Genomic DNA, 26706 nt, shown 5'->3' with positions numbered 1-26706 from the left:
CACTCCTCCGGACGCGGGCCGCTCAGCCATTCGGCCCAGCGTTTCGGCTGCGCTTCGTGGCGATCGAACACCTGCGGCGCGGGCTCATCCGACCCGCCCCGACCGCACGGGGATTCCGGCCCCTGGCGAGGCGGCCACATCCGGATTTTGACGGCCAAAGGCACGAAAAAGGCGAAAGCCGCAGGTCTGGACCTCGGTACCGGCCATCGGGACATCTTCGCGAACGACCGTTCGCCCACGAAAAAGATCTCCAACTCCAGAAACCCGGCGAAAGAACCTAGCCAATCACCAACAGTCAGGAGACACTTACGTGAACGAATGACGCTTCGTGACGAGCTCGTGACCGCGTTACTCTCGGTCACGAGTTTGTCGCGTAATAAGGACCCTATTGGGGGCAACATGGCTTCGGCCGGACGGGTCACTTACCGAGAAGTGTTCGGGGTAGCCGAGTTCCGTTCGCTCTGGTTCGCCGAGCTGTTCTCGATCTTCGGTGATCAACTCGCCAGGGTCGCCCTCTCGGTCCTCGTCTTCACCGAAACCCGTTCCGCGACCCTGACCGGTCTCACCTACGCGCTGACCTACGCCCCTTCGCTGCTCGGCGGAATCTTCCTCACCGGGTTCGCGGACCGGTTCCCCCGGCGGACCGTGATGGTGGTCGTGGACCTGTTACGGGCGGCGCTGATCGCGCTGGTCGCGGTCCCGGTGCTGCCGTTCTGGGTCCTGTGCGTCCTCGTCGGCGCCGTCTCGCTGCTGAACCCGCCGTTCAAGGCGGCGCAGCTGGCCTTGCTGCCCCAGATCCTCGAAGGCGATCGCTTCGTCGTCGGCATGGCGATCCGCAGCATGACCGTCCAATCGGCGCAGCTGGCCGGATTCGCGGGCGGCGGCCTCCTGCTGACCGCGCTCGAACCCCACATCGCCCTCGCGCTGGACGCGGTCACCTTCTTGATCTCGGCGCTGTTCGTCCGGTTCGGGCTGAAGTCGCGTCCGGCCGCGGCCACCGGCGAGAAACGCAAGTCGTTCTTCGCGTCGATCGGCGCGGGCGGCAAGATCGTCTTCGCCAGCTCCGGGCTGCGCTCGCTGCTGCTGTTCACCTGGCTGATGGGCCTGCTGCCGGTGTACGAGGGCATCGCGGCGCCGTACGTCGCCTCGTCGGGCGGCGGCCCCGAGATCATCGGCCTGTTGCTGGCCGCCGACCCGATCGGCAGCGTGATCGGCGCGTTCATCTACTCGCGCTGGGTGCCGGCACACCTCCGGCCGAAGCTGATCGGGCCGCTTTCGGCGCTGACGGCGGTCCCGCTGCTGCTGTGCTTCCTGCAGCCGGGTCCGCTGTCGTCGATCGTGTTGTTCGTGTTCTGCGGCGCCTTCGGCACCGTGGCGCTGATGCAGGCGACCGCCTCACTGACGCTGGCCGTGCCGGACGAGAGCCGGGCACAGGTCATGGGCCTGTCCAACACCGGCCTGACCACGACGATGGGCGTGAGTCCCCTGATCGGCGGCATCCTGGCCGATCAGGTCGGCCCGCAGTCGACCGTCGGCGTCTTCGGGCTTGCGGGATTGATACTGACCGTCCCGCTGGCCCTGAGCTGGTGGCGGACCCTCAGCCGCGACCCCGAACGATGGCAGGAGAAAGACGCCGCACGCGCAGAACATTGAGGTGTTCCGCGCGCCGGCCCGATCGCGCGGACGTCTGGCGCGCGCCCCAGTTCACTGATCCCTACCGGCCATCGCTGGCACCTTTCCCTCGACCTCTCACAGAAAAGTACACACCTAGGGAGCTTGTCGACAGCCCGCAAGTCGGTAGAAGCTGTCCGTAAGTAGGGGGTTTCGGAGAATGACGCAAGAGTCAGGGGGAAAGATGATCACATCGGAGGAACGCGCTGGACATCGTTCGGCTCTCACGGTAGCGACGTGGGAGCTGTGGAAGAGGCCTCGGCACTGGATCGCCTACACCGGGCTGTCCGTCGCGACGATGCTGGCACTGACGGGGGTCTTCGCCGCATCCATCGCCATCACGTCTTCGCAGGTCCTGCTGTGTTTCCTGCTCGCCGGGCTCGCCATCGCGCATACCGAGGCGACCCGCCGGATCGAGCGGCAGCGACGCAGCATGAGCGTCACCCCGCACATCAACATGACCTCGGTCTGGGTGCTACCCGGTGCGATTCTGCTTCCGCCACACTTGACGGCGCTTCTCGTAACCGTCATCTATCTCCACCTCGGATACCGCAGTTGGGCCGGCCTTCGCACGGTCAACCCCCATCGAACTGTGGCGAACGCCACATCGATGACGCTGACCGCGTTCGCCGCCTGGGCGGCCGTGCAGGTCGTCGGCGCCGACGCGGCATCGGTGACGTCGATCTGTGCCGCGAGCCTCGCCTTCTTCCTGATGAACGCCGTCTTCACCGGCACCGGCCTGTACTTCGCGGCGCCTGACAAGGCGACCATCCAGGCGCTCCTCGGCTCTTGGGACGACAACATCCTCGAAGCCTCGACGGTCTGCATCGGCGCGCTGGTGCTCGCCGTCATGCCGCATCAGCCGGTGCTGGTGCTGCTCGTCTTCCTGCCGCTGTACCTGCTGCAGCGTTCGGTGCTGATCAAGCAGCTGGAAGAACTCGCCACCACCGATCAGAAGACCCAGCTGCTCAACGCCACGACGTGGCAGCAGGGTGCCGTCCGCGAGGTCGCCCGCGCCGAACGCGAAAACGGCCAGTTCGGCACGCTGATGATCGACCTCGACCACTTCAAGAGCATCAACGACACCTACGGCCACCTGGCGGGCGACGACGTGCTCAAGGGGGTCGCTGCGCTGGTCAAGGCCGAAACGCGGACGCAGGACCTGGCCGGCCGCTTCGGCGGTGAGGAGTTCGTCGTGCTCCTGACATCGTCGTCGAAGCAGGAGTCCGTCGCGGTCGCCGAGCGGATCCGGCAGCGAATCAGCGAAATGGTCATCAAAACCCAGGACAACGAGGGCAATCCCGTGGTCATCGAGCAGCGGACGGCGTCGGTCGGCGTCGCGAACTTCCCGCTCGACGGCCGGACGATGGACGAGGTCATGGCCTCGGCCGACGCTTCCGTCTACGCGGCCAAACGCAACGGCCGGAACCGGGTCGTCTCGTCGCCGGACCTGGCGACGGTCGCCGAAGTAACACTGGAGGCCGTCGCGGCCTAGCGCAACCGCTCCATCACGTCGGCGGCCGCGGTCCGAAGGCGGACCACGCCCCCGACGGTGAATTCGGTGAGCAGGTCGATGAGCGCGTCCGCGTCGGGCGGCTCACCGTCCCAGCTCGCCTGGACGAGTGCCTCGGTCATCGCGAAGAACAGCGTGACCAGGGCCTTGTCCGCGCGGCCGGAATCGACGCCGTGGCTGGCCCAGCGCTGCCTGCTCGCCTCGGTGTAGACCCGCGCGAGCCGCTCACGGAGCCGGGTGAGGGCCGGGTCGCCCATGCGCTCGGCCTCGCGCAGCACGGGGAACGCCTCGGGATTCGCCGCGACGAAGGCGAACATGTTGGCGTAATTACCGCGCGCCCAGGAGCGGAGCTCGGGCTGCGAGAGATCGATGGCGGGCGCGCCGATCGCCTCGAAGGCCCGCTCCTCGATATCCGCCACGACCTGGGCGAACAGTGTCGTGCGGTCGCCGAACTGCTCGTATACGGCCTGGCGGGAAACGCCGGCGCGCCTGGCGATCTGCTCGATCGTCGCGGCCTGCGCGCCGTGCACCGCGAAGACCCCGGCAGCCGCACTCAGTACCCGCGTGCGCTGCTCACCGATCGGGAGTTTGCGGGGCCGCCCTCTCGGCGCCGGACTTGACATTGTGCGCCACCTCACTGACTCTCTTTTTCGACACGTCTGTCGAAAATGTTTGTGCTCAACGAGGAGCAAGCATGCGTCCAGGATCCCGGCGCGGTGTGTCCGCCGCCGTCTCAGCGGCCACCATCGCGGCCCTGCTGACCTTCGGGGCTCAGCAGGCCGGCGCCGCCCCGTCCTTCTACGATCCCCCGTCGCCACTGCCCGCGGGTGCTCCCGGCGACATCATCCGGCACGAACCGTCCACCTTCTACGTCGATCCCGTGAAACTCATCAAGGCCGACGCGGACGTCCAGCGGATCATGTACCGCAGCACCGACACGCACGGCAAAGCCAACGCCGTGACCGGCACCGTCCTGACCCCGAAGAAGGCGTGGACCGGCGCGGGCGAGCGGCCGGTCATCGGCTACGCGGCCGGGACGCAGGGCGTCGGCGACCAGTGCGCGCCATCGAAAGCCCTCGCCGCGGGCACGGAGTACGAAGGCCCCTTCATCGCCGGACTGCTGCTTCGCGGCTACGGCGTCGTCGTCACCGACTACGAAGGCCTCGGCACCCCCGGCGTCCACACGTACGTCAACCGCGCCGCCGAAGGCAACGCCGTCCTCGACTCGATCCGCGCGGCGCAGCGCCTGCCCGAAGCGAACCTGCCGGACAACGGCCCCGTCGCGACCGCGGGCTACTCGCAGGGCGGCGGCGCGTCGGCGTCGGCCGCCGAATTGCAACCGTCGTACGCACCCGAACTCAAACTGAAGGGCTCGTACGCGGGCGCAGTCCCGGCCGACCTGGCCGAGGTCGGCAAGAACATCGACGGGCACTACGCCTTCGGCTTCCTCGGATTCACGCTGGTCAGCATGGACGCGGCCTATCCGGAGCTGAACATTCCCGCCCTGCTGAACGCGAAGGGCGTCGAAGCGTTCGAGAAGGTCAAGCAGGAGTGCACCGTGGACGCGATCTTCGCGCACGCGTTCACCCAGTCGAAGAACCTGACCAAGGACGGCAGGCCGCTGACCGCGTACCTCGGCGAAGAGCCGTTCAAGACGCGCGTCGGCGAGCAGCTCATCGGGGCGCGGAAGCCAGGTGCGCCGACGCTGGTCGTCCACAGCGCTCTCGACGACATCGTCCCCTACGCGCAGGGGCGGACCATGGCGCGCTCGTGGTGTGCGAAGGGCGCGAAGGTCCAGTTCTCGACTTCGCTGGTTCCTACGCACGTCGGCGGAGCCATCAGGGCTTTCCCGGAGGCTTTCGCTTGGCTTGAGGGGCGCTTCGCGGGGCTGCCTGCCGTGGGGAACTGCGGGCTGTTCTAGGGGTCACCAAGTGCCATGAAAGGTCCTTTCCTTGCAAATTTTGCAAGGAAAGGACCTTTCATAGCGCGCTACTTGAGGCCGGTGGCTTCCGCGGCGGCGGGGTCCGAGTCGGCGAGGAACGTCCGGCACCGGTCGTACTCTTGGGTCTCGCCGATCTTGCCGGCGGCCTTGCCGAGGACGGCGAGGGCACGCAGGAAGCCCTGGTTCGGGCGGTGCGACCACGGCACCGGACCGTGTCCCTTCCAGCCCGCGCGGCGGAGCTGGTCGAGGCCGCGGTGGTAGCCGGTGCGGGCGTACGCGTACGCGGCGACGGTCTCGCCGGCTTCCAGGGCCCTCTCGGCGAGGGCGGCCCATGCTTCGCTGTAGTCGGGGTGCTCGGCGGCGACGGCGGTCGGGTCGGTCCCGGCGTCCAGCGCCGCCTGGGCGGCGGTGTGCTCGGGGAGATGCGTCGGCTGGGGGCCGAGGAGGTTCGTCATACGGCCCATTGTGCAGACCCGGCTCCCCAAGGGCGGCCGCGCCCGCGATCAGCAGCGCTGTGACTAGAAGAACAGGCTCCCGAGAATGCCCCCACCGGCCAGCACCAGAGCGGCGACGAGGACCGCCGCGACGAGTCGTTTCGGCATCATGGCGGCACACCTTGCCCTGTTTCGCACGCCGACCGCAAATCCGCCACCCCTACGGGTGAACCCCGATTTTCGACCCCGAATGCCTGTCTCGTGACCTGGAGCAGGGAAGATATCCGCATGACAAAGGCGACAGAAGTGACCGGGGACCTTTCGCCGGGTGTCATCCCCCGCAGCCCCATCGCCAAGACGAGGCTGTTCTTCAAGCTCCACTGGCACCGCGGCGCACCGGGACAGGCGACGCCGGACTGGGTGCTGAACTTCTGCTACTCGATGTGGCTGGCGGCGTTCGCCTTCAAGATGGTGGGCTCGTCGTGGGACATGTCGTGGCATTTCATGTGGTTGCGGGACGACCTCGCCCCGCCGCACCTGATCAACACCGTCGGCACGGTGATCATCATGGTGCTGGTGGCGATCCACAGCTACACCGGCATGGGTGCCGACCGGCGTTCGCTGCGGTTGATGCAGATCGGGCTCGTGGTGTTCCTCATCGCGGCGCCGCTGGACGTCATCAACCACCGCGTCAACGGCCTCGACCTGACCGCGTGGAGCCCGTCGCACATGATGCTCTACATCGGCACGGGCATCATGCAGGCCGGCGTGATCATGGGCTGGCTGAAGTACGCCAAACCCGGCCGGACGCGCACCGGTGTCCTCATCGGACTGTGGGTTTTCTTCCTGGAGAACACGTTCTTCCCGAACGGTCAGCAGGAGTACGGCATCCTCGGCCTGCGCGCCTGGGAACGCGGCACGCCCGAGGCCGAGCCGGAACTGCTGAACTTCGCCGCCGGCCAGATCGGGCATCCGGTCGACCAGGTGGCCGTCGAGTACTTCACGATGCCGATCGACGACTGGGTGTATCCGCTGTGGGGCATCGGCGTGATGGCCCTGATCTTCGCGCTGGCGCGGTACACCACCGGCTTCCGCTGGGCGGGGACGACGGTCGCCGCGGCGTACCTCGGCTACCGGCTGGTGATGTGGCCGCTGCTGCTCGGGATGGGCTTCCCGATCTCGACCGTGCCGTTCTACCTGCTGGCCGTCGGCCTCGCCGTCGACCTGGCGTTCCGCATCGGCCGCGGTCATCCGCTGCTGACGGCGGGCACCGGCGCGCTGCTGGTGACGGCGTTCGGCTACGGGATGCTGTGGGTGCAGTCGCAGTTCCGGCCGTGGATCCTCGGCGACGCGCATACGGAGTCGGCGCCGCCGGTGGCCTACTGGACGGCCGTGGTGTGCCTGGCCGGGGTCGGTGCGCTGTGGGCCGCCGCCGGACCGGGGACGCGAGCGGTGAACTCGCTGCTGGAGAAGCGCCGAGAGAAGACGGCGCTCCCGGCCGCCTGAGGCTCTGAGTACGTGAAGGCCCCCTTCACTGCGTCTAGCGCAGTGAAGGCCCCCTTCTGTAGCCCCGGAGACCGGTAGCCGTCTGACCTGCGCTAACACGGCTACCGGCCTTCGGCGGTACGCAACGGGTACACAGCAGCCGAGAACAGGTCATCCATGAGCGCACGGGCGCGCTCGTGGGCCTGCTCGAACAGGTGGCCGTAGGTCTCGGACGTGGTCGTGATCGACCCGTGGCCCATGTAGTCACGGACCTGTTCCATGGACGCCCCACGGTGCGACGGGCCGCCTTCGATCAGCCGAGACGCGAAGTAGTGCCGAAGGTTGTGTATCCCGTAGGCGCCACCCTTGGTCATGCTGTCCGCCTGGATCGCGGGGTGCCAGACGTCCGGGTTCCACGCTGCGCGGTCGATCAGGCCGCCCTTGGCGTTGGTGAACACGACGTGCCAGTCCTTGTTGCAGCACGTGCAGCGGACCACGGTGGTTCCGTGCTTCTCAGCGTGCTGGGCAATGGCGGTCGCGGTGACGTCGGCAAGCGGGACCGTGCGGACTTTGCCGCCCTTGGGCTTGGCTAGGACGAGCTTCCCGCCGACGCGCTTCACTTGGTGGCGGATGGTGATCTCCTTGCGGAAGCGGTTCACGTCTTCGAGCGCGACGGCGAACGCTTCGCCCTGCCGATGCCCGCAGGTCGCCGACACGAGCCCGATGGGCCGTTCCCGCTCCGGCATGGCGCCAAGCACGGTGTTGACCCGCTCTTGCTCCCAGATGTTCCGGACACGCCTGTCACGCCGGGGCACCTCCATGTCCCACCCGTCGAAGGGGTGCACGGGAATGAGCTTGGTAGCGCCGCTGACGGCCGTCTTCAGGAAGCTTCCGAGATGGACGTAGACAAGCTCAAGCAGGCTGGTGGAGTACTTCTCCCCGTTGGGCTTCGTCTTCTCGCACATCTCCGCCCACCACTCCATGACCCGCGACGTGGTGATGTCACAGACCCGCAGGTGACCGAACGTCGGCAAGATGTGGTTCTTGAACCGGGATGCGACCGAACGGCGCGTTCCGGTGTCGGAGTAGCGCTCTTTCAGCCACTTCGGGACCGCCACCGAGACCAGGACACGCCCGGCCGTCGGATCGAACGGAACAAGGCCCTTGAGCAGGTCACTGTTCACCTTGACGTCGTGGGCCTGCGCGTCGCTCTTCTTCTGAAAGGACATCGTTCGGGCGCCCTTGTTCCGCACGCGCCACCGCTTGCCCCGGCCGTAGTCCGCCGTGCGCTTGCGGGTGCCCTTGTGGTGCCACCGGTCCTCAACGCTCATGTCTTGCCTCCCGTGGTCTAGCAACCTGACTAGTACTAGTCACCTTACTAGTAGTCGATCGACTATTAGTAAGGTGCCTAGCGTGAGTGGGATTGGTGAGCTTGTCGGCGGAGCCGAGATCGGCCGACTCTTTGGCGTAGGCCGTCAACGCGTGTATCAGCTCACCAGTCGCGACGACTTCCCCGAACCGGTCGAACGGCTAGCCATGGGCAACGTGTGGCGTACCGACGACGTACGCAAGTGGGCGCGGGACCACGATCGCGTGATGCCCGGTGACAACCCGGCCTAGCCGGGCTCGCGCGGGGTTACGGCGTGCCGTTCTAGCCACTTGTCCACTTCGGACGCTCGATATCTGACGTGCTTCCCGACCCTGTAGTACGTCGGTCCCGTTCCGGCCGTGTTCCAGCCGTAGACGGTCTTCAGTGGCACCCCGCAGTACTGCGCGACTTCCCGCGCGGTGAGCAGTGCCCCCATGGGCTACCTCCACGGGAGGCGCTCGCCGGACTTCGCCGTGCGCCTTAGTTCCCGTCATTACTGCTCAGTGGCGGAAGGGGGACACGCGGGCACGTGCCGTGCGGCGGCAGACGCGGAGGCAGAGTGTCAAAGTGTCGAAATAGGGGTGTTTCTAGGTCTTATATAGCTCTCTTCTCTCTAGGGGGAATACAGAAAAGGGCTTGAATCGACACTTCGACACTTCTTGGTGTGGCGTGCGACACAGGGAACGCGTTTTGCCTGGTCGGATGTCACCCTGCCGCCACTGAAGTAAGTAGAGGCCGCGAACAGCCCTGGGGGTGCTCATGCTGCGACGTGCGTGCATGACCTGCCCCCGGACGGCTGTTCCCGGTGCCGCCCACTGTGAGCGCTGCGGGGGTGGCCATCGCCGTACGGCTGGTGACCGCGTCCGGCAGGCAGTCCGACGAGCGGTCAACCGTGCGGGCCGGGCACGCTGCCGTGGCTGCGGACATACCTTCCCCGCGCGGGCCGTGCAGGTGGATCACGTCCGGCCACTGCGGGACGGCGGACGCGACGAGCCCGGCAACATTCAAGTGCTGTGCACCGCGTGCCACAGAGACAAGACCGAAGACGAGAACGCGCGCCGGATCTTCAGGCCGCAGAGCTAGGACAGGCAGGCACACCCTTACTCATCCTGCGATCCTTCACGCTCTTCTCTGAAGATGAACGCGCCGCGCGCCCATGGGGAAGGCGGGGCGAAAGTTCGGCCACTCCGGGGCCGTAGAACACCCCGGCCCCTTTTTGGACACGCCCTGAGTGCGAGTCCGATTTTTGACCAGTGTGAACAGTCCGTGAGCCTGCGTTTTACCTGCTCGCAGGGCCGTTCATGCTGCCCGGAAACAGGGCGAAAGCCCTCCGAAACGTGCCTAAAACCCCTGGAAACAGGGGCTTAGGCAGCCATTCCAGCCCGTCACGGGTCGAGCGCTTCGCGGGCGGGTGTCTGACCCGCGTTGAGAGTTCCCTGTGACGGGCTTCCCCGCGCCGATCGATTGGAGGTGAGCGCGTGGCCGAGTACTACCGAGACGAGACGCTCACCCTTCACCAGGGCGACGCGGCCGACGTGCTCCGCACGCTAGAGCCCGGCTCCGTTAATGCCGTCGTCACCAGCCCGCCGTACTTCGGGCTCCGCGACTACGGTGACGCCGCGCAGATCGGCCGTGAGCCGACCGTGGCGGAGTACGTCGAACGGCTCGTGTCCGTGTTCGCCGAAGTGCGCCGGGTACTTGCCGACGATGGCCTTGTGTGGCTGAACCTGGGCGACGCCTACACGGCGAAGTCCGGGCCGCTGCGGGCCGGGTCGACCGGGACGCGGCCCAAGAACCTGATCGGGCTTCCGTGGAAGGTCGCCTTCGCGCTTCAGGCGGACGGCTGGTTTCTGCGGAACGCCATCGTGTGGGCCAAGCCGAACGCGATGCCGGAGAGCGTGCAAGACCGGTTCTCGAACCGGTACGAGTCGGTGTTCATGCTGACGAAGTCGAACCGGTACCGGTTCAACCTGGACGCGGTTCGTGAGCCGTACACGGGCGACCGCTCCCCGTCTCGACGGGCGCGCAAGCCGGGGCCGAAGAAGGCCAACAGCGTCACGAGCGTGTGGCCGCCGCCGGGGCACGAAGACCGGGGCCACAATCCCGGCGACGTGTGGACGCTGCCGACGCAGCCTTTCAAGGGCGCCCACTTCGCGCCGATGCCGCTGCGGCTCGCCGAACGCTGCATTGCCGCGTCCGTGCCTACTTGTGGTGCACACGACAAGACGCCCCTCGCCGGCCGCGGGGCCGAATCTTGTGGTGCACACCCCACGATCCTTGACCCCTTCTGCGGGTCGGGAACGTCGCTCGTCGCAGCCCGCGCCGCAGGTCTGCGCGCTATCGGGGTCGACCTGAACCCGGACTATCTCGCCCTTGCGCTCGACCGATGCCAGGCAGGCAAGTGACGACGATCGGGTCTCTGTGCTCCGGTCTCGGCGGGCTCGACCTCGCGGCCGTCGACGTCTTCGGCGGACAGCTCGCGTGGTGGGCCGACATCGATCCTGCGGCCGTCACGGTCATGACCGCCTACCACCCGCACGCCCCGAACCTGGGCGACGTCCGCACGGTCGAGTGGCAGAACGTCCCGCCTGTCGACGTCCTGTGCGCCGGGTACCCGTGCCAACCTTTCTCGCACGCTGGGAGGCGCCGTGGTACCGAAGACCCCCGCCATCTCTGGCCCTGGATCGCTCGCGCCGTTCGCGTACTTCGACCAAGAGTCATCGTGTTGGAGAACGTTGCCGGACATCTCAAGCGCGGCGCCGGAGACGTCTTCGCCGACCTTGCCGAAGGTGGGTATCTATTCGCATGGGCGGTTGTATCCGCTGGTGATGTCGGGGCACCGCACGTTCGGCGGAGGCTCTTCGTGGTTGCTGCCGACACCGCACGCGACGTGCCACGCGGGCGCCTGGTCGGGGGGCCGCCGGGGAGGGCTCAACCTTCAGACGGCGATATCACGCTTGGTGGAGGACTCGACTGGGGCAAGTACACCGACGCCGTCCGAGGATGGGAACACGCCCTTGGGCGAGTAGCTCCGGTTCCTTCCTTCGAGACCGACCGGGGTACGCACCTGCTCACAGCACCGTTCGTTGAGTGGCTCATGGGCCTTGCGCCCGGCTACGTGGCGGACATGCCCGGCCTGTCCCGCGCGCAGAAACTCCGCCTTCTCGGTAACGGTGTCGTGCCGCAGCAAGCGGCCCTCGCTCTCCGTCTTCTCCTCCCGCAGCTCGCTTCCGCGCAGCCTGCCTAGACCACCACCCCGTACGGGTTCGAGCCCGGCCGCGCCCCCTCTCGCGGCCTGGTGCTCCCCGTGCGGGGTGGTCCCCATCTTCCGTGCCCGCCGGGCGACGGCCGCAGGACGGACTTACACGCCGGTCCGCGCAGGCGGTCCCCGGCCGACCTCTGAACGGAGGCACCTTGCCCGGCTCCGTGTCGGCGACCGACCGCGTTATCGCCGGGGCATTGGTCGCCGTTCTCCTGCTCTCCACGGTTCAGGCCGTGGCACCCCGGCCGCGCCCGGCCCTGGTGTGGTCGCAGCCCGCCGAACCGGCCCGGCCCGCTCCGCCGTCGGTGCCTGCGAGCCCGCAGCCCGCCGGGGCAGGCCCGGACCCCGAACCTCCGGCGAAGGACTCGAACCCGTCGTGCGGTCCTGCCAAGGGTGACGCGCTTGACCGATGGATCGCGCAGGCTTCCGCCGCGCTGGAGCACGTCGGCGAACGCCCGATCACCGACCGGGACGCGCTGCGGCTCATCATCGCGGCGGAGTCCTCCGGCGATCCGTGCGCCGTGAACAACTGGGACATCAACGCCCGACGCGGCACGCCGTCTATCGGGCTCGTGCAGACCATCCGGCCGACCTTCGACCGGTGGGCGCTACCCGGATACGGCGACATCCGCCACCCGGTCGACAACATCATTGCGGGAGTTCGTTACGCCCGTGGCCGCTACGGCTCCGAAAGCCACGTGCCCGGAGTCGTCGGCAGACGCACGGGCGCCCGGTACAGCGGCTACTAGATCTCCGCCGCGCGGTGGTCGTTCGCGCCGATGACGCCAAGCCCGCGCAGTGTGACGTCCGCCTGGTTGCCGTGTCCGAAGTCCTTCGCCTGTAACGAGATCAGGCCACGGCCTAGAAGGACTGTGAAGGCCGTAGCGCGGTCCCCGTCCATGTCTTCGTGTGCCACGGACCAGGTTCCCGCCGAACGAACGACTGAGCCGTCACGTACGGCGCGCAAGGCCGCAAGTTCCAGAGCGCTGACCCTCTCGCGTGTCGGAGGTTCGTACTCGGGCAAGGGTGTGATTTCCATGCCGCGAGGATCTCAGTTGCTCACGCGGAAGTACTGCCATGAGAACAGGTTCACTCGAACGGGAATCCGGCCGCGCCGTTGGCGTGCACACCGCAAGAAGGCCCCGCGGCCGGCGAGAGGGCCGGTTGGCGTGCACACCACAACATCAAGCGGAGGTAACCGGCATGTCGCACGCGAAGCGACCGGAGGATCGCTCCGGGAATCCACGCAGTGCAGCCGGTTCTTCGTCCGCGCCTACCGTCCATTCCGGACGAGCACCCCGAGTTCCGGCGAAGCTGGGCGACGTCGGCCGCGAGATCTGGCGGGCCGTGTGGGCTGCGGGCGAAGGCGCCTACCTTCCGGCAACCGACCGGTTCGTGATCGAGCGCTATTGCGAACTGCACGACCGGCGGGCCGCCCTGCTGCGCGAAGTGGAAATCGACGGGCTCACCACGGTGGGCAGTACCGGGCAGACCGTGATTCATCCGGCGTTGCGGTACGTCGAGTCCACGGAGAAGGAACTACGCGCCATAGAAACAACTCTCGGGCTGAACCTGGAAGCCCGCCTTCGTCTGGGCATCGCCGCGAACGCTGCGCGCCGGACGACTCTTGACGACATCTTGGGCGACCCCGACGACTAGGAGGCGAAACCGTTGTCCCCCAAAACAGAGGGACGACGCGTACGCCGATTCGTCCAGCACCTAACGCTAGGCGGCTCGTACCTCGGGCGCCCGTTCCGTCTGCTCACATGGCAACGCGACGCCATCGACGAGATTTACCGGCTCACCCCGGACGGCCGACGCCGTTACCGGACGGCGGTTCTCGGTGTCGCGCGCAAGAACGGCAAGACACAGCTTGCCGCAGCGCTCGCGCTGTACCACCTGTGCGCGGACACCCGCGACGCGGCGCCGGAAGTCATCTGCGCCGCCAACACCCGCGACCAGGCCCGGCTACTGTTCGCCGAAGCCGCCCGCATGGTGCGGATGTCTCCGCTTCTGTCGGACATCTGCACTGTCCAACGTGATCAGATCATCTGTCACGCCACGGGCGGCCGGTTCAAGGCCGTGTCCGCCGACGCCGGACTACAGCAAGGGCTGAACCCGTCCATGATCGTGATGGACGAGTACGCGCAGGCGAAGAACAGTGACCTGTTCGACGCGCTCACTCTTGGCTCTGCGCAACGGAACGAGCCCCTGTTCTTGGTGATCTCGACCGCCGGGCCGCTGCCCGATGGGCCGTTCGCGGACCTGGTCGAGTACGGCCGCCGTGTCGCGTCCGGCGAAGAAGACGATCCTTCCTTCTGGTCTCGCTGGTACGGGGTCCAGCCCGGCGAGACCGTGGATCACCGCGACCCCGACGTGTGGCGCCGCTGCAATCCGTCGTGGGAAATCATGAACACGGACGACTTCGCCGCGAGCTGCAAGCGGACACCGGAAGCCAATTTCCGCATGTACCGGCTGAACCAATTCGTACGGGGCGGTTCAACGTGGCTTCCTCACGGCGCGTGGGAAGCGCTCGCGCGACCGGACAAGCGGCTTGAACCCGGCGACGAAATCGTCGCGTTCGTTGACGCAGCGTGGAAAGGCGATTCAACCGGCATCGTCGGTGTCCGCCTGTCCGACTTGCACGCGGAGGTACTCGGGCACTGGGAGGCCCCGCCGGATGACCCGCACTGGCGTACACCACTGGGCGAGGTCAAGCAGAGAATCCGGGATATATGCCGGACCTACCGCGTCGCGGAGGTTCCCGGCGACCCATACCGGTGGGAAGTCGCCATGCAGGAGCTAGCCGAAGAGGGCTTGCCCGTGGTCGAGTTCCCGACCAACTCCCTTGCGCGCATGGTTCCCGCGACGCAAAGCGCGTATGAGGTGATCACGGAAGGGCGGATGTCGCACTCCGGCGACCCGGCCCTAGCGCGCCACCTTGCCAACGCGGTCGTGCGCGAGGACACGCGAGGCCCGCGAATCCACAAGGAAAGCGCGGGCAGCAAAAGAAAGATCGACCTCGCCGTATGCCTGATCGGCGCCCTTCACCGCGCGCAGCTCTTCCGCGAGGACCGAAGCACAAGTGACGGTTTCCTGGTGGACGGAAAGCCCTGGGATGACTTCGAGGATGACGACACGTGGTGAAAGGAGGCCGCAGTTCTCAACACTGACAAGTGGCAGCGAATCACCTATGCCACGAAGAAAATCCGTTGGCGAACCGCCGCACTGTGGCGGAAAAGCTCGCCGGAGATCCTCGCGACCGGTGGCGCGTCGGCAATCACGACCGGCGCCGCAGCCATCTACGGCCCCGCCGGATGGATCACGGGCGGAGTGCTCGCCGTGATCGGCGCCGTGTGCGCCGCGAAGTCGAAGGGCGGTGCGGCCTAGTGGGCTTCATGTCCTTTGTGGAGAAACGCTCCGCACCCGTCCCGGTCGAGCAGGCCAAGACCAGCGGCGAACTGTTCGGGGTGGACGCTCCGGACGACGAGCCGTTGACGCGTGAGACAGCGCTGAAAGTCTCGGCTGTCTTCGCGTGCGTGCGGCTGCTATCGGACAACATCGCGACACTGCCTGTGGACACGTACCGTCGCGTGGCCAAACGACGCCGTCCACTACCTACACCGGATTGGCTGATCAAGCCGAATCCGGACATCGGCCGTATCACGTTCTTCGGACAGATCATGACGAGCCTTCTCCTTGAAGGCAACGCCTACATCCTGGTCTCTCGTTCGGGTGGCCGAGTGGTCGCACTCGACGTCATCCCCGCGTCCATGGTGGAGCCGCGCTACGTCGCGACCCGTTCCGGCCGCAAACGCCTGGTGTACCAACTCTCTGTCGCAGGCGAAGAGGAACCGGCGGACGTCGTCGGAGCACTCGACCCGAAGGACGTCCTTCACTTGCAAGGGCTTCCGCTCGCCGGAGACCTGCGAGGAGTCTCACCACTCAAGGCCGCAGCGCTCACCATCGGTTCCGCGTTGTCGGCACTGGAATACAGCGGCGACTTTTTCAGGGATGGCGCGCTTCCCGGCGCCGTGGTCAACGTCCCCGGCCCGATGTCGCCGGAGGGGCTGAAGGCCGCCCGGCAGACGTGGCGCAATATCCATCGTGGCAGGGGAAACCGGCACGGTCTCGCGATCCTGACCGAGGGCGCGACGTTCCAGAAAGTAACGATCAGCCCGGACGAAGCACAGTTCTTGGAAACACGTCAGTTCCAGGTTCCCGACGTGGCAAGGCTTTTCGGTGTTCCGCCGCATCTCATCGCGGACGCCACCAACTCGACGTCATGGGGTTCTGGCCTGTCGGAGCAGAACACGAGCTTTGCGCAGTACTCCACCCGGCCATGGGTCGAGCGGATCGAAGAGGCGTTAACCGCGCTGCTCGTCGCCGACACGGGCGACCCGAAAGCGTTTGTCCGCTTGAGTCTCGACGCCATCCAGCGCGGCGCCATCAAAGACCGCATGGACACCTACCGTGTTGGTCTCGCGTCCGGCATCTACACCCGCAACGAAGTGCGAGCGCTCGAAGATCTTCCGCCGGACACCGAGTACGGCGACTACTTTCAACTCCCGCTGAACCTCGCATTGCTCACCCCGGACGGCCCATTGTCGCTGTCCGCCGGGAAGAGCACGAACGAACCGGACGACGAGCCGGACGGCACCGCCGACGAGACCGGGGAGGACCCCGCGACCGACGCGGACGAGACCGACGACGAGTCGGCCGACAAGCCCAAGGAGACCGCACCCGTTGACCACTGAGCGGCGCGACTACGCGCGCACGGTCGAGCTGCGGACCGAAGGCGAGAACACCACTATTCGAGGCTACGCCTACGTTTTCGGCGCGCTGTCCCATGACCTTGGTGGGTTCCGGGAGCGCATCGAGCACGGCGCGGGCAGCGAATCGTTGGCACACAACGACCTGGTGGCCACGTTCAACCACAACGCGGATGCCCCGCTTGCCCGGTCGGGCGCGGGTCTGCGGGTCGGTGAGGACGACACCGGAGGTTGGTACGAGATCGACCTACCGGACACCAGCACCGCCCGCGACGTCGCCGAACTGATCCGGCGCGGTGTCCTGCGCGGGTCCTCGTTCACGTTCTCGCTTCCGGACGCACGTTCCGATCAGGAATGGACAGACACACCGGACGGCGAAGTCATCCGGACGCTTCGCCGTATCAACGTCGTGGAGCTGGGCCCGGTCTTGAACCCGGCCTACCCCGACACCACCGCAGCCCTGCGCGCCCTTCATGAGGCCCGCAGCGCACAGGCATCCGGCGCGCGGCCCGTCACGGCCGCAGCCATACCGAAGGGGAGCCCCACCACCTTGACCACTGAGCTTCAGGACACCGCCGAAGAGCGCGCCCGCGCAGAGCACGCCCTCACCGCAGCCGACGCGGACGGCGCCGCCGACACGAGCGCCCGCATTCTGGAGTTGCTCGACCGGCTGGACACCCGTTTCGCCGACCTGTTCACCAACGCCAAGACCGCCGAAGCGCGGGAGCAGGCCGCGCAGCGCACCGAAGAAGCCCGCAGCCTCGCCGTGGGGCTGCTCGCGCAGGGCGCCCCGCAGCCGCAGGCCCCCGACCTCCGCGCGAAGGACGGTGCTTCGCTTCGTGCCCTGAATGTCGGCGAGACGGCCGAGTTCCGCGCGGTCATGGGTGTGGGCGTGGACGCGGCGAACAAGCAGGCGGGCAAGGCCACGCCTTCGGACACGCTGTACACGCAGCTCATCGAGATCATCGCGGAGCGGTCCAACGTCATCGTCGGTGGTGCTCGCTCCGTCACTACCGGTACGGGCGAGAAGCTGACCTTCCCCCGCGTCACGCCGAAGCGGCCGGAGACCAAGACCAAGGAAGCCGAAGCGCTGCCGGAGAACTACCCGTCCACCGACACGGTGAGCAACGTCCCGGAGAAGTACGGCTATGTCAGCCACCTGTCGGCCGAGTTGGTTCAGGACGACGTGGTGGACCTGGTCGGGTTCCTGGCGGCCGACGCCGGGCCGAACCTCGCCGACCAGATGGGCAGGGATTTCCTCGCGGCGCTGCTCGCCGGGATCGTGATCAAGGAGACCCCGGCCAAGCTCACCAAGGAAGCCGACGCGGCCGATTTCGTCATCGATCTTTTCTATGAGCTGCCGACCGCAGCCGCGAACCGCGCTTCGTGGCTCATGGGCCGTAAGTCCATCGCGCGTCTGCGCAAGCTCAAGGACGGCAACGGTCAGTACCTCCTGAAGAGCGTCGCGGACGGTACCGCCCTCACGCTCATGGGCCGCCCGGTCCTGCGGGACGCCGGTTTCGACAACGACAACACCAAGGTTGTCCTGTCGGACCTGAGTGGCTTCATGACCCGGTTTGCCGGGCCGCTGCGGGTTGCCCGCAGCACTGAAGCCAAGTTCGTTGAGGACCTGGTCTCGTTCAAGTTCGTTCAGCGCGCCGGGGGCTCGTTGCTCGACGCGACCGGCTCCGCGCTGCTCACCCTGCCCGCTCCGGGCGCGGGTGCCTGATCCGTCCCACCTGCGGTAATGCCCCGGCCGGTTGGAGTGCGCACCACACGTCGCACTCTCGCCGGCCGCGGGCGTGCCTTGGGGTGCACACCACAAGAACGGAGGTGCCGTGTGGCTGCTCTTGACCAGTACGCGACCCTGCCGGAGCTGCGGCGGCTGGACGGGCTTGCCGATACCGACTTGTTCACCGACGCGGACCTGTCGGAGGCCCTCTCCTACGCCGTGGAGACGGTCGAGGGGTACACGGGCCAGGCGTGGCCGGAGCGCCCGCCTACGGCCATCAGGTGGGCCGTGCGGACCATCGCGCGACAGTGGGCCGTGGATCTCCACTCCCGGATGCCGGACCGCGCCCTGTCCATCAACTCAGAGTTCGGGCAGGTGTCCCTTGCGCAAGCCGGGGGTGACTGGCGCCCGACGTCCCTGCCGGAGGTGAACGCGGTCCTGAACCGCTACCGCACCCGGCCCCCGTGGGGGTGACGCCCGTGTACGTGATCCTTGCCGCCAAGCTCGCCCTGTACGAAGCGCTCAAGGCCCGGTTCGCCGGTAGCGGGGTCCAGGTCTCCTACGCCGAACCCGCCGACGCACGAAGCCGCTCCGTCTGGTTCACCGACACCGTGGAACCGGAAATAGAGCCCGTAGCACTCGCGGCCGGACGACGGAAGCCGTCGAACATCTCCGCCGAACTGACCATCAGGGCATGGGCGACGGTGCCCGGCGACCCGGTCCGAGCTGAGACCGCAGCTTACGAGCTACGTGCCGACATCGAGCGGGCCGTCCTGGACGACTTCCACCCGCACCGCGTGTCCGGGCTCATGGACGCCCGGCCCGTGCGCGTCGCCGTGACCAATGGCGAAGGCGGCAACGGCTCAACCGCCGTCGCAGACGTCACGCTCGCCCTTCGGGCACGCATACACACATAGGAGGGCGCCCACGTGGCCCTAGACGCAACAATCGCCCTGGGCGCGGAAACCGCCTACGGCACGGCCGCATCCACTGTGGACGGCTACGAAGGCAAGGGGGACAGCTGGAAGACCACCCGCGAGTTCATGGAATCCGTGGGCTTCCGCACCGGTCTTCAGACCGCCCGCGCGGACCGCCGCCGCATCGTGGACATGGGCGGCGAAGGTGAGATCGAGTGCGATGTACTCGACGCCGGGGCCGCTACCCTGTTCGCCTCCGCCTTCGACCGGCACGAGAGCAAGCCCGCAGGCAAGACCACGGTGCACACGTTCACGTCCGCGAGCACCGGAAGCGGCAAGAGCTTCACCGCCGAAATGGTGCGCCCCAAAGCATCCGGAGGCGTGACCTCCTTCCGCCACGTCGGGTGCGTCGCGACAACCGTTGAGCTGACACAGGAAGTCGGCTCACCGCTCGCGGTCAAAGTCGCGTTCGACTTTCAGACCGTGACGCACGGCGCGGCCCCTCTCGCCCCGGCCTACCCGGCTGAAGCCTTCCCGTACGACTGGACGGCGGGCGTGGTTGAGGTCAAGATGCCCGGCGCGTCCGCGTATACGCCGCTCGACGTCACGAAGTGGACCATCTCGGCTGAGTCCGGGCTGAAGACCGACCGGCGATTTGTCCGCGCTAATCCGCTGAAGAAGGCACCTGTTCGGGCGGCCGTGCCGACATACGAAGGGTCTTTCGAAGCAGAATTCGATGACTCGACGCTCGCCCTGTATGAGGCATTCATTGCGGGCGCCGTGCTGTCCGCTCGCATCACCTACACGGGCGCGACGAAGGCCAGTGACGGGAAGCCTAGCGGACTCGTGATCGAGGCTCCGGCGATCCAGTTCACCGGCGATTCCCCGGAAGCGTCCATCGATGAAATCACCGTCATGGAATTGCCGTTCCGGATTCTCGACCCCGGCAATGCCGACGCGCTGAAGCTCGTCTACACCGAGCCGACTCCGACCCCTCCGGCGGGTGGCTGAGCCCGGCCCGCTTGGTGTGCACACCACAACCCGAAGGCCCCGCGGCCGGCGAAGGGGGCTTGGTGTGCACACCACAAGGAGGACTTTCACCCATGGCACGTGACTTCGAAGTCCGGGTGGACGGGCTCCGGGAGCTGCGGAGCGCCATCCGCCGCACCAAGGATGCCGACCTGCGCAAGGAACTAGCGCAGGCGCACAAGGACACCGCCGATGTCGTCGCGCAGCCCGCGAGCCGTGCGGCTCCGCATCGCTCCGGCCGACTGGCACGCACGGTCAAGCCGAGCGCGAGCGTCAAGGGCGCCATCGTTCGCGCGGGACGCGGCTCGTCGGTCCCGTACGCCGGACCTATCCATTTCGGGTGGCGCAAGCGGCACATCCGCGCGCAGCCCTTCCTTTTCGACACCGCCGGGAAGAAACAAGATGAGTACACACGCGTGTTCCGCTACCGGATCACGCAGCTTGTACGGCGCGCTCTCGGCTCCTAGAAGACTGGAGAATCGTTGTCCGACTTCATTTCCATTGACATCGATGAACTGACCATCGATGAAATCGAGACCGTAGAAGAGATCATCGACGCGTCCATTGAGTCGGTGGCCAAGCCCGGTTCCCGCAAGGGCAAGTTCCTTCGAGCCTTGGCGTTCGTGGTGAAGCGCCGTGAAGACCCCGCCTTCACCATCGAGCAGGCCGGAAGCCTGAAGATCCGCGTCGAGCGCCCGGCGGGGAAGCCGGACCCTACCGTGCCCGCCGCGCAGTAACGAAAGCACGGCTTGTGGCGCACTTCGGCGTCACGTGGGCGGACCTGCACACGCTGCGGCTCGTGGAGTTCAACGCGTTGGTGTCCGCAATGGACAAAGACCTGAAGGACCGCAACCGCCGACACGGCGGAGGACACGAGCCGGGGACGCGTCGTACCCCGGTCATGACGTGAGGGGGCGCCGATGGCTAAGCCGATCAAGGTAACGATCCTGGGTGACGTCTCGGACCTCACCAAGAAGCTCGACGACGGCGAACAGGCCGTGTCCGGCTTCGGGGTGTCACTCGGCAACGTCGCGGGAAAAGTCGCAGGCATGGCCGCGAAGTTCGCTCTCGTGTCCGGTGCGGTCGCGGGCATCGGTACCGCCATCTCTGACGCTCTCGCGCAAGAGTCGTTGACGGACAAGCTGAACGCGCAGCTTGGTGCGACCGGAGCGCAGGCGAAGACCTACGGTTCTGCCGCAGGGGCGTTGTACGCCAAGGGGTATGGCGAATCGATGGCCGACATCACCGAAGCCATTCGCGGTGTCGTGCAGAACATCGACGGTATGGGCACTGCCTCGCAGGCCGATCTTGAACGGATCGGCGCGAAGGCCAGTGATACGGCCAAGATCTTCGACCAGGAGCTAGGTGGAGTCACTCGCGCCGTCGGACAGATGATCCGAACCGGGCTTGCCGCGAACGCGGATGAAGCCTTCGACATCATCACCGCCGGATTTCAGCACGGCGTGGACAAGTCCGGCGACTTCCTCGAAACACTCAACGAGTACGGCACCATGTTCCGTGCCCTTGGGCTCGACGGACAGACGGCAACCGGCCTCCTGTCCCAAGGGCTTCAAGCGGGGGCGCGGGACGCGGACAAAGTTGCCGACGCGTTGAAAGAGTTCGCCATCCGCGCGAAGGATGGCAGCAAGACCACCGAAGACGGCTTCAAGGCCATCGGGTTGAGCGCGTCGGACATGGCGGCCAAGTTCGCCGCAGGCGGACCGGTCGCTGCCGCAGCGCTCGACCTCACCTTAGACCGACTTCGCGCCATCCCCGACCCCGTAGCACGCTCGACGGCCGCTGTGAACCTCTTTGGGACACAGGCGGAAGACCTTCAAGACGCGCTCTACGCGCTCGACCCGTCAACCGCCGTCGCGGGCCTGGGCCAAGTGTCCGGCGCTGCTGCTGCGACTGGAAACACGTTGCACGACAACGCGCAGACGCGACTCGAAGCGTTCGGCCGGACACTGTCGAGCGGGCTCGTGACCGTACTCGGCGCGCACGTGGTGCCGCTCATCGAGAAGGTGGCGGGCGTACTCGCGACCGTCCTCGGACCCGCGTTCAGTGTCGCCGCAGGGATCTTGACCAGCACGGTACTTCCGGCTCTGACGTCCCTTGTGGACTGGGTCGGGCGGAATAGTGATTGGCTGACCGTCGTTGCCGGGGTCATCACTGCCGTGTTCCTGCCCGCGCTCGTCGCCATGGGCGTGCAGGCAACGATCAGCGCCGCGCAAACCGTCGCTGCGTGGACTGTGTCCAAAGTCCAGGCGATCGCGTCACTCGTCACACAGTCGGCCGCGCTCGTGTCGCTGTCCGCGCTGTGGTTCGGTCTCGGGCTGCAAAGCATGATCCAGTCGGCGAAAGTCGCTGCCGCATGGGTCCTTTCTAAAGTCCAGGGCGCCGCGTCGCTCGCTGTACAGGCGGGCGCGTTCGTCGCACTGGGTATCGCCTGGGCCGGTTTGGGCGTTCAAGCAGCGATCCAGGGCGCGGCCATCGCGGGCGCCTGGGTTCTGTCCAAAGTGGAAGCCCTCGCTTCTCTTGCCGCGCAGGTGCCCGCCTTCGCGGTGCTCGTTGCCGGATGGGTCGCACTCGGCGTGCAGTCCCTGATTCGGGGCGCGCAGATGGCCGCAGCCTGGGTCATGGCTATGGGGCCGATCGGCTGGATCATCGCCGCCGTCGTCGGTTTGGTCGCGTTGATCATCGCGAATTGGGATTCTGTAAAACAATGGACCGTCGACGCTTGGAACGCGGTCGTAGATTTCATCGTGTCCGCCGGTCGAGCGATCGTCCGGACCGTGTCTGATCATTTCAATTGGGTGGTCGACAAAGTCCGCTCCGCCTATAACTGGGTGCTCGATATCTGGTCCGGAGTAACGGGCTTCTTCTTCAATCTCGGAGCCGACATCCGGCGTGCCATCGGTGACGCTTTCGACTGGGTCGTGTCCAAGGTCAAGGGTGCGATTCAGTGGATTCAGGATCGCATCTCAGACGTCGGAAATTTCCTTGCGAGCATCAACCCCTTTCGTGCGATGGGCGGCCCGATCTCTGCGACCGGAGTCTACACCGTAGGCGAGCGAGGACCCGAACAAGTCCTATTGCCGAAAGGTGCGCAAGTAATCCCCAATCACTCCGCGTCCGGCATGGGGTCCGGAAATGGCGCGGTCGTCAACGTCTACGCGCAAACAAACGCAAATCCCTACGCCATCGGCCGCGAAGTCGCGTGGGCCATGCGAACAGGCGGGAGGTAGCCGAATGCAGTTGGTCCCAGACCTGTTCGCCGCTGCGCAGCGCGGAGCGCTCGACGTCCCCGATGAGTGGATGGCGGAATACCGGGGGCTCGTCATCGGCGCCCCCGACTCCCCGCTGTCCCTGGTCGCCGTCGACGGCCTCTTGGATATCCCCGGTGTGCGTACCTCTGACAGGGCCGCCTTGAGCCGTCACGGCGACGTGAGCGGGTCGGACTACCTCGGAGCCCGCACGATCACACTCACCATCGAGGCGTACGGCCGCGAGCGGCACGAGCTGGCCGCCGCACTCGATCAGGTAGCCGACGCGTTCGCCCCGGCCCGGCCGGACGCGCCCTTGGTGTTCCGCTTCCCCGGAATCGCCGGGGGCGGAGTCCGCTTCGTGGCGGCCCGCGTCCGCAAGCGCACGATCCCGGTAAACGTGGAATACAGCAACGGGCTCGCCATGGTCACCATCGAAATGTATTGCGGTAGCCCTCTCATTGTCGACCCGGCAATCCGGAGTCGCACCACCGGTCTTCCGGTTCCGGATTCCTTGGGCGGAGGGATACGTACACCGTTCAGGTTCCCCATCAAATTCGGCGTCCCTTCGGAACGTGGAGTAATCCGTGTCGCGAACGATGGCACCTTCGCCACGTATCCGCGTTTCATTGTGCGAGGCCCGGTAACCGATCCGCAAATTGTGAACATTGCAACCGCGGAAGCATTGACATTCAAATACACCTTGCTGCGCGGTGAATGGCTCGACGTCGACACGTACACGCATGAAGTCCTTTTGAACGGCACCGCGCCACGGTTCGCCACCGCTGGCACCGGTAACACCTGGTTGACCTGTCCGCCCGGCATAACCGAATTCGCTTTCCAAGGATTCCGGCTCGACCCCGGCCCCGCCGGTGACGGGGCGTCCTTGACGTGCGAATGGGCTAGCGCCTGGGTGTAACTGAATCGGAGTTGGTTTCGCTCTATGGTTCTGAGCAAAGAAATGGATTCACCGCCGATCTTCGCGGACAACACGGAGTACGCCGCCGGACTCGTCCGCCGCATCTTCAGTCGCCTTGTCGGCAGTCAGGTCGGAATGTTCGGCGTCTCGGACTTCGCGGTGTCGCTGGACGGCTCGACCGTGACCGTGTCCCCCGGCAGGGTCGCGGTCCCCACCCCGGCAACGGAAACGGGCGTGTACTTCGTGGAAGCGACCGCGTCCACGGTCCTCACGCTCGACCCGGCCGACGCGACCCGCGATCGTATCGATCGCCTTGTGGCCTACGTCGTCCCTCCCGCCACGGCCGCAGAGCGGGGGCGCTGGTTCCTGGAGATCCGCAAGGGTGACCCAGCCGCGTCGCCGCAGCCTCCGTCGACACCAGCGGCCTATGTGGTGCAAGACTTTCTTGTTCCGGCGCAGTCGAAAGGCACGCAGCCGTCCGGGACTGACCGGCGCTATTCCTCCGGGCAGCAATACATTTCCGGACCTTCGCTGTATGGCGTCGAACGTCCGGCGTTCAACCGTCCTGGACAGGTCTGGACGGACAGCTCGACCCGCGAAGCATGGGTTTACAACGGTGCGACGTGGCAACGTCTCGGACCCGGAATCCAAGCCGTGGCGAACCCGTCCGAGATCTCCGCGCCGTACATCAATCAACTCATCATCCGGAGCACGGACCGTGCGCTGTACCGCTGGAGCGGCACGGAATGGCTGTCTGTAGCCGACATGAGCGGGTCGACACCCGGCGGCGAATGGCGGATTGCAGGTGATCAGTCGTCGGTCGCGACGGCGAAGCTCATTGCGTTCCCCGACGTGATCACCTCCCCGCAGGGTATCTCTGTTGACTCGTCGGGGATCTTCACGATCCAGCGCGCGGGATGGTGGCAACTGGCGCTGAACCTCCGCTACACCTTCGGCACATTCGACAAATACGCCATGATCGGCGCGGCCCCTGATCGACTGTGGGCCAAGGACAGCACGGCGGACTACGCGCTGAATGTGAACTGCTCCGCCACGAAGAAGCTCGCCGCAGGAACCACCTTCGGGTGCTATTCGTATTCGGCCGTAGCTGCTGCAATCACCAGAGAAGCGCCCAATGATCACGTCAGCGGATTCTCTGCCGTGTGGCGCGGCCCGTGACAAAAACCGCCTCATATCGCGTGCTCTTTCAAGACGTGCTCTCCGGAATCATTCACGGTGAATTGCCTGCGGAGAAGTTCTCCTACGTCAACACTTTGAATGCGCCCGGTTCGGCGTCCATCACCATTGCCCTGAATCCGGGAATCGTACGAGTCAACCGACAGACAATCGTGACCGGAGGCGCGACCGCCGTCTACATCGAACGGAACGGCCGTTTCGTCTGGTCGGGCCTCATGTGGGACGCGCAAGCCGACTTCGCAGCGGGAACGATGGAACTGCAATGCGAAGGATGGCTGAGCTACTACCGACTTCGGCACTACCACGCGACGACTGCCTTTACTCAAGTCGACCAAGCCGACATCGCGCGTTCCCTGCTTCAGCACGCCGGGCAATACGGCGACGGTTCCCGGCTGGGAATGATCACGTACGGCCTGGAAAAGACCGGCGTCAAGCGTGACCGCACGTACAAGGAGGCCGAACACAAGAGCATCGGCGAAGCCGTCGAACAGCTCGCCGCAGTGATTAACGGATTCGATTTCAGCTTCGACACCGAGTGGAGCGATGCCGATCTACGCACGGCGTTCCGCATTCACTTCCCGACCGTAGGCCGTGCGCGTGCTGTCACCCTGGAGCAGGGCCGGAACTGTGACATCGTCGCCGCAAGTGTCGGCGGGAAGTCCGTGGTGACGCACGCCTTTGCGCTGGGTTCCGGCGACGGCGCCGATCAGGTGTGGGCATCGGCTGGTAGTCCGTCGAAGATCTTCCCTCGACTGGAAGCTGTTGAGTCCTTCTCGGACATCAAGGAGTACTCAACACTGAAAGCGAAGGCGGAAGAGCGCGCCCGCATCGGCGCCTTTCCGGTCGTGCTCCCGTCGATCGCGCTGTATCCGGACAGCTCGCCCGGACTCGATGATTTCGACCTTGGCGACGCGATGACCATTCGCGGCGGGTACGGCCTGGTCCCCATTGACGGGATGTGGCGGATCACAGAGCTTTCGGTGTCCGTGGACGAATCCGGCACCGAACAGATCACGCTGACCGCTGCGTCCCGCGAGGTCTTCGGAGGTGAACCCACTGGCTAACCCGACGCTTCCCCCATCGCTACAGGCTGAATTTCGGGGCCTGGCGGACAGAATCAGTGCCCTTGAGCGTGGAGAGCGGAAGGTCACCTACCGCGACCGTCTGACGACGAACGACGGGGCGGTAGCTCGCGCGA

At 66.3% G+C, this 26706-nt stretch carries 27 protein-coding genes; 22 read left to right on the top strand and 5 right to left on the bottom strand.

Annotated features, from left to right (window positions below; translation table 11 throughout):
* Window positions 1-399 precede the first annotated feature (399 nt).
* Together DMH03_RS05990 and DMH03_RS05985 are read left to right on the top strand one after the other, a co-directional pair.
* A complete protein-coding gene (locus tag DMH03_RS05990) occupies window positions 400-1653 on the top strand; it encodes an MFS transporter (RefSeq protein WP_125790948.1) in 1254 nt (417 codons plus the stop codon).
* Between the two features lie 202 nt (window positions 1654-1855).
* Window positions 1856-3166 (top strand): GGDEF domain-containing protein, encoded by a 1311-nt coding sequence (locus tag DMH03_RS05985; protein WP_125790947.1) that lies wholly within the window; start codon window positions 1856-1858, stop codon window positions 3164-3166.
* On the opposite strand, the gene DMH03_RS05980 is transcribed toward DMH03_RS05985, so the two are convergent.
* Window positions 3163-3807, bottom strand: coding sequence for a TetR/AcrR family transcriptional regulator (locus DMH03_RS05980; RefSeq protein WP_125790946.1), 645 nt, complete (start codon window positions 3805-3807; stop codon window positions 3163-3165). The two genes, DMH03_RS05985 and DMH03_RS05980, sit on opposite strands and share 4 nt — an antisense overlap.
* A gap of 71 nt (window positions 3808-3878) precedes the next feature.
* Between DMH03_RS05980 and DMH03_RS05975 the strand changes: the two genes are divergently transcribed.
* Complete coding sequence (locus DMH03_RS05975) at window positions 3879-5105, top strand: lipase family protein (protein ID WP_125790945.1); 1227 nt, start codon at window positions 3879-3881, stop codon at window positions 5103-5105.
* Between the two features lie 68 nt (window positions 5106-5173).
* Here DMH03_RS05975 and DMH03_RS05970 read toward each other — a convergent pair whose 3' ends face one another.
* The gene (locus DMH03_RS05970) at window positions 5174-5581 is read right to left on the bottom strand and encodes a DUF3151 domain-containing protein (protein ID WP_125790944.1); all 408 of its coding nucleotides are present in this window, start codon (window positions 5579-5581) and stop codon (window positions 5174-5176) included.
* Window positions 5582-5848: 267 nt separating this feature from the next.
* Here DMH03_RS05970 and DMH03_RS05965 point away from each other — a divergent pair, with 267 nt between their 5' ends.
* Window positions 5849-7066 (top strand): hypothetical protein, encoded by a 1218-nt coding sequence (locus tag DMH03_RS05965; protein ID WP_125790943.1) that lies wholly within the window; start codon window positions 5849-5851, stop codon window positions 7064-7066.
* A gap of 101 nt (window positions 7067-7167) precedes the next feature.
* Here the strand turns inward: DMH03_RS05965 and DMH03_RS05960 are convergent, their stop codons facing one another.
* Entirely contained in the window at window positions 7168-8376 is a 1209-nt protein-coding gene (locus DMH03_RS05960; RefSeq protein ID WP_125790942.1) for a tyrosine-type recombinase/integrase, read from the bottom strand.
* A 151-nt stretch (window positions 8377-8527) separates the two neighbouring features.
* Here DMH03_RS05960 and DMH03_RS42275 point away from each other — a divergent pair, with 151 nt between their 5' ends.
* A complete protein-coding gene (locus DMH03_RS42275; protein WP_199748682.1) occupies window positions 8528-8665 on the top strand; it encodes a hypothetical protein in 138 nt (45 codons plus the stop codon).
* Here DMH03_RS42275 and DMH03_RS05950 read toward each other — a convergent pair.
* Complete coding sequence (locus tag DMH03_RS05950) at window positions 8662-8850, bottom strand: AlpA family transcriptional regulator (protein ID WP_125790940.1); 189 nt, start codon at window positions 8848-8850, stop codon at window positions 8662-8664. The two genes, DMH03_RS42275 and DMH03_RS05950, sit on opposite strands and share 4 nt — an antisense overlap.
* 323 nt (window positions 8851-9173) lie before the next feature.
* Between DMH03_RS05950 and DMH03_RS43015 the strand changes: the two genes are divergently transcribed.
* The 4 genes from DMH03_RS43015 (at window position 9174) to DMH03_RS05930 (ending at window position 12425) form a co-directional block, all read left to right on the top strand.
* Entirely contained in the window at window positions 9174-9497 is a 324-nt protein-coding gene (locus DMH03_RS43015; protein WP_125790939.1) for an HNH endonuclease, read from the top strand.
* Window positions 9498-9892: 395 nt separating this feature from the next.
* Entirely contained in the window at window positions 9893-10819 is a 927-nt protein-coding gene (locus DMH03_RS05940) for a site-specific DNA-methyltransferase (RefSeq protein WP_125790938.1), read from the top strand.
* On the top strand, window positions 10816-11661 hold the full coding sequence (locus DMH03_RS05935; RefSeq protein ID WP_233611292.1) for a DNA cytosine methyltransferase: 846 nt from the start codon (window positions 10816-10818) through the stop codon (window positions 11659-11661). The genes DMH03_RS05940 and DMH03_RS05935 overlap by 4 nt, the downstream gene beginning before the upstream one ends.
* A 167-nt stretch (window positions 11662-11828) precedes the next feature.
* Window positions 11829-12425, top strand: a complete 597-nt coding sequence (locus DMH03_RS05930) for a transglycosylase SLT domain-containing protein (RefSeq protein WP_233611290.1) — start codon at window positions 11829-11831, stop codon at window positions 12423-12425.
* Here the strand turns inward: DMH03_RS05930 and DMH03_RS42020 are convergent.
* A complete protein-coding gene (locus tag DMH03_RS42020; RefSeq protein WP_158633064.1) occupies window positions 12422-12715 on the bottom strand; it encodes a hypothetical protein in 294 nt (97 codons plus the stop codon). The two genes, DMH03_RS05930 and DMH03_RS42020, sit on opposite strands and share 4 nt — an antisense overlap.
* Window positions 12716-12879: 164 nt before the next feature.
* On the opposite strand from DMH03_RS42020, the gene DMH03_RS05925 reads away from it, so the two are divergent.
* The 13 genes from DMH03_RS05925 to DMH03_RS05865 all read left to right on the top strand — a co-directional run bounded on the left by DMH03_RS05925 (window position 12880) and on the right by DMH03_RS05865 (window position 26572).
* Window positions 12880-13335: a phage terminase small subunit P27 family gene (locus DMH03_RS05925; RefSeq protein ID WP_125790935.1), complete on the top strand. Its 456-nt coding sequence runs from the start codon at window positions 12880-12882 to the stop codon at window positions 13333-13335.
* A 12-nt stretch (window positions 13336-13347) separates the two neighbouring features.
* Window positions 13348-14823, top strand: a complete 1476-nt coding sequence (locus tag DMH03_RS05920; RefSeq protein ID WP_125790934.1) for a terminase large subunit domain-containing protein — start codon at window positions 13348-13350, stop codon at window positions 14821-14823.
* 251 nt (window positions 14824-15074) lie between these two features.
* On the top strand, window positions 15075-16433 hold the full coding sequence (locus tag DMH03_RS05915; protein ID WP_158633063.1) for a phage portal protein: 1359 nt from the start codon (window positions 15075-15077) through the stop codon (window positions 16431-16433).
* Window positions 16423-18177: a phage major capsid protein gene (locus DMH03_RS05910; RefSeq protein WP_125790932.1), complete on the top strand. Its 1755-nt coding sequence runs from the start codon at window positions 16423-16425 to the stop codon at window positions 18175-18177. The genes DMH03_RS05915 and DMH03_RS05910 overlap by 11 nt, the downstream gene beginning before the upstream one ends.
* A gap of 111 nt (window positions 18178-18288) precedes the next feature.
* Window positions 18289-18654 carry a hypothetical protein gene (locus DMH03_RS05905; RefSeq protein ID WP_125790931.1) on the top strand — a complete coding sequence of 122 codons (366 nt, stop codon included), beginning with the start codon at window positions 18289-18291 and terminating at the stop codon, window positions 18652-18654.
* Between the two features lie 5 nt (window positions 18655-18659).
* The gene (locus DMH03_RS05900) at window positions 18660-19097 is read left to right on the top strand and encodes a hypothetical protein (protein WP_125790930.1); all 438 of its coding nucleotides are present in this window, start codon (window positions 18660-18662) and stop codon (window positions 19095-19097) included.
* Window positions 19098-19109: 12 nt separating this feature from the next.
* Window positions 19110-20108, top strand: coding sequence for a phage tail tube protein (locus tag DMH03_RS05895; RefSeq protein WP_125790929.1), 999 nt, complete (start codon window positions 19110-19112; stop codon window positions 20106-20108).
* Window positions 20109-20200: 92 nt separating this feature from the next.
* Window positions 20201-20593, top strand: coding sequence for a hypothetical protein (locus DMH03_RS05890; protein ID WP_125790928.1), 393 nt, complete (start codon window positions 20201-20203; stop codon window positions 20591-20593).
* Between the two features lie 15 nt (window positions 20594-20608).
* Window positions 20609-20863: a hypothetical protein gene (locus DMH03_RS05885; RefSeq protein ID WP_125679284.1), complete on the top strand. Its 255-nt coding sequence runs from the start codon at window positions 20609-20611 to the stop codon at window positions 20861-20863.
* A gap of 183 nt (window positions 20864-21046) precedes the next feature.
* On the top strand, window positions 21047-23374 hold the full coding sequence (locus tag DMH03_RS05880; protein ID WP_125790927.1) for a phage tail tape measure protein: 2328 nt from the start codon (window positions 21047-21049) through the stop codon (window positions 23372-23374).
* A gap of 4 nt (window positions 23375-23378) precedes the next feature.
* On the top strand, window positions 23379-24311 hold the full coding sequence (locus tag DMH03_RS05875; protein ID WP_158633062.1) for a phage tail domain-containing protein: 933 nt from the start codon (window positions 23379-23381) through the stop codon (window positions 24309-24311).
* Window positions 24312-24335: 24 nt separating this feature from the next.
* Complete coding sequence (locus DMH03_RS05870; protein ID WP_125790925.1) at window positions 24336-25490, top strand: hypothetical protein; 1155 nt, start codon at window positions 24336-24338, stop codon at window positions 25488-25490.
* Window positions 25487-26572: a hypothetical protein gene (locus DMH03_RS05865; RefSeq protein WP_125790924.1), complete on the top strand. Its 1086-nt coding sequence runs from the start codon at window positions 25487-25489 to the stop codon at window positions 26570-26572. The genes DMH03_RS05870 and DMH03_RS05865 overlap by 4 nt, the downstream gene beginning before the upstream one ends.
* Window positions 26573-26706 lie beyond the last annotated feature (134 nt).

This window comes from Amycolatopsis sp. WAC 01376 (assembly GCF_003947415.1).
GTDB lineage: Bacteria > Actinomycetota > Actinomycetes > Mycobacteriales > Pseudonocardiaceae > Amycolatopsis.
Note: the sequence above shows the minus strand (reverse complement) of the source record. Positions and strands in the feature narration are given on the sequence as shown.

What these genes read in the sequence shown, in the direction of transcription:
- DMH03_RS05990 (WP_125790948.1), top strand. Translation starts at nt 400, where the DNA reads ATGGCTTCGGCCGGACGGGTCACTTACCGAGAAGTGTTCGGGGTAGCC.
- DMH03_RS05985 (WP_125790947.1), top strand. Translation starts at nt 1,856, where the DNA reads ATGATCACATCGGAGGAACGCGCTGGACATCGTTCGGCTCTCACGGTA.
- DMH03_RS05980 (WP_125790946.1), bottom strand. Translation starts at nt 3,807, where the DNA reads ATGTCAAGTCCGGCGCCGAGAGGGCGGCCCCGCAAACTCCCGATCGGT.
- DMH03_RS05975 (WP_125790945.1), top strand. Translation starts at nt 3,879, where the DNA reads ATGCGTCCAGGATCCCGGCGCGGTGTGTCCGCCGCCGTCTCAGCGGCC.
- DMH03_RS05970 (WP_125790944.1), bottom strand. Translation starts at nt 5,581, where the DNA reads ATGACGAACCTCCTCGGCCCCCAGCCGACGCATCTCCCCGAGCACACC.
- DMH03_RS05965 (WP_125790943.1), top strand. Translation starts at nt 5,849, where the DNA reads ATGACAAAGGCGACAGAAGTGACCGGGGACCTTTCGCCGGGTGTCATC.
- DMH03_RS05960 (WP_125790942.1), bottom strand. Translation starts at nt 8,376, where the DNA reads ATGAGCGTTGAGGACCGGTGGCACCACAAGGGCACCCGCAAGCGCACG.
- DMH03_RS05950 (WP_125790940.1), bottom strand. Translation starts at nt 8,850, where the DNA reads ATGGGGGCACTGCTCACCGCGCGGGAAGTCGCGCAGTACTGCGGGGTG.
- DMH03_RS43015 (WP_125790939.1), top strand. Translation starts at nt 9,174, where the DNA reads ATGCTGCGACGTGCGTGCATGACCTGCCCCCGGACGGCTGTTCCCGGT.
- DMH03_RS42020 (WP_158633064.1), bottom strand. Translation starts at nt 12,715, where the DNA reads ATGGAAATCACACCCTTGCCCGAGTACGAACCTCCGACACGCGAGAGG.
- DMH03_RS05925 (WP_125790935.1), top strand. Translation starts at nt 12,880, where the DNA reads ATGTCGCACGCGAAGCGACCGGAGGATCGCTCCGGGAATCCACGCAGT.
- DMH03_RS05915 (WP_158633063.1), top strand. Translation starts at nt 15,075, where the DNA reads ATGTCCTTTGTGGAGAAACGCTCCGCACCCGTCCCGGTCGAGCAGGCC.
- DMH03_RS05890 (WP_125790928.1), top strand. Translation starts at nt 20,201, where the DNA reads ATGGCACGTGACTTCGAAGTCCGGGTGGACGGGCTCCGGGAGCTGCGG.
- DMH03_RS05880 (WP_125790927.1), top strand. Translation starts at nt 21,047, where the DNA reads ATGGCTAAGCCGATCAAGGTAACGATCCTGGGTGACGTCTCGGACCTC.
- DMH03_RS05875 (WP_158633062.1), top strand. Translation starts at nt 23,379, where the DNA reads ATGCAGTTGGTCCCAGACCTGTTCGCCGCTGCGCAGCGCGGAGCGCTC.
- DMH03_RS05870 (WP_125790925.1), top strand. Translation starts at nt 24,336, where the DNA reads ATGGTTCTGAGCAAAGAAATGGATTCACCGCCGATCTTCGCGGACAAC.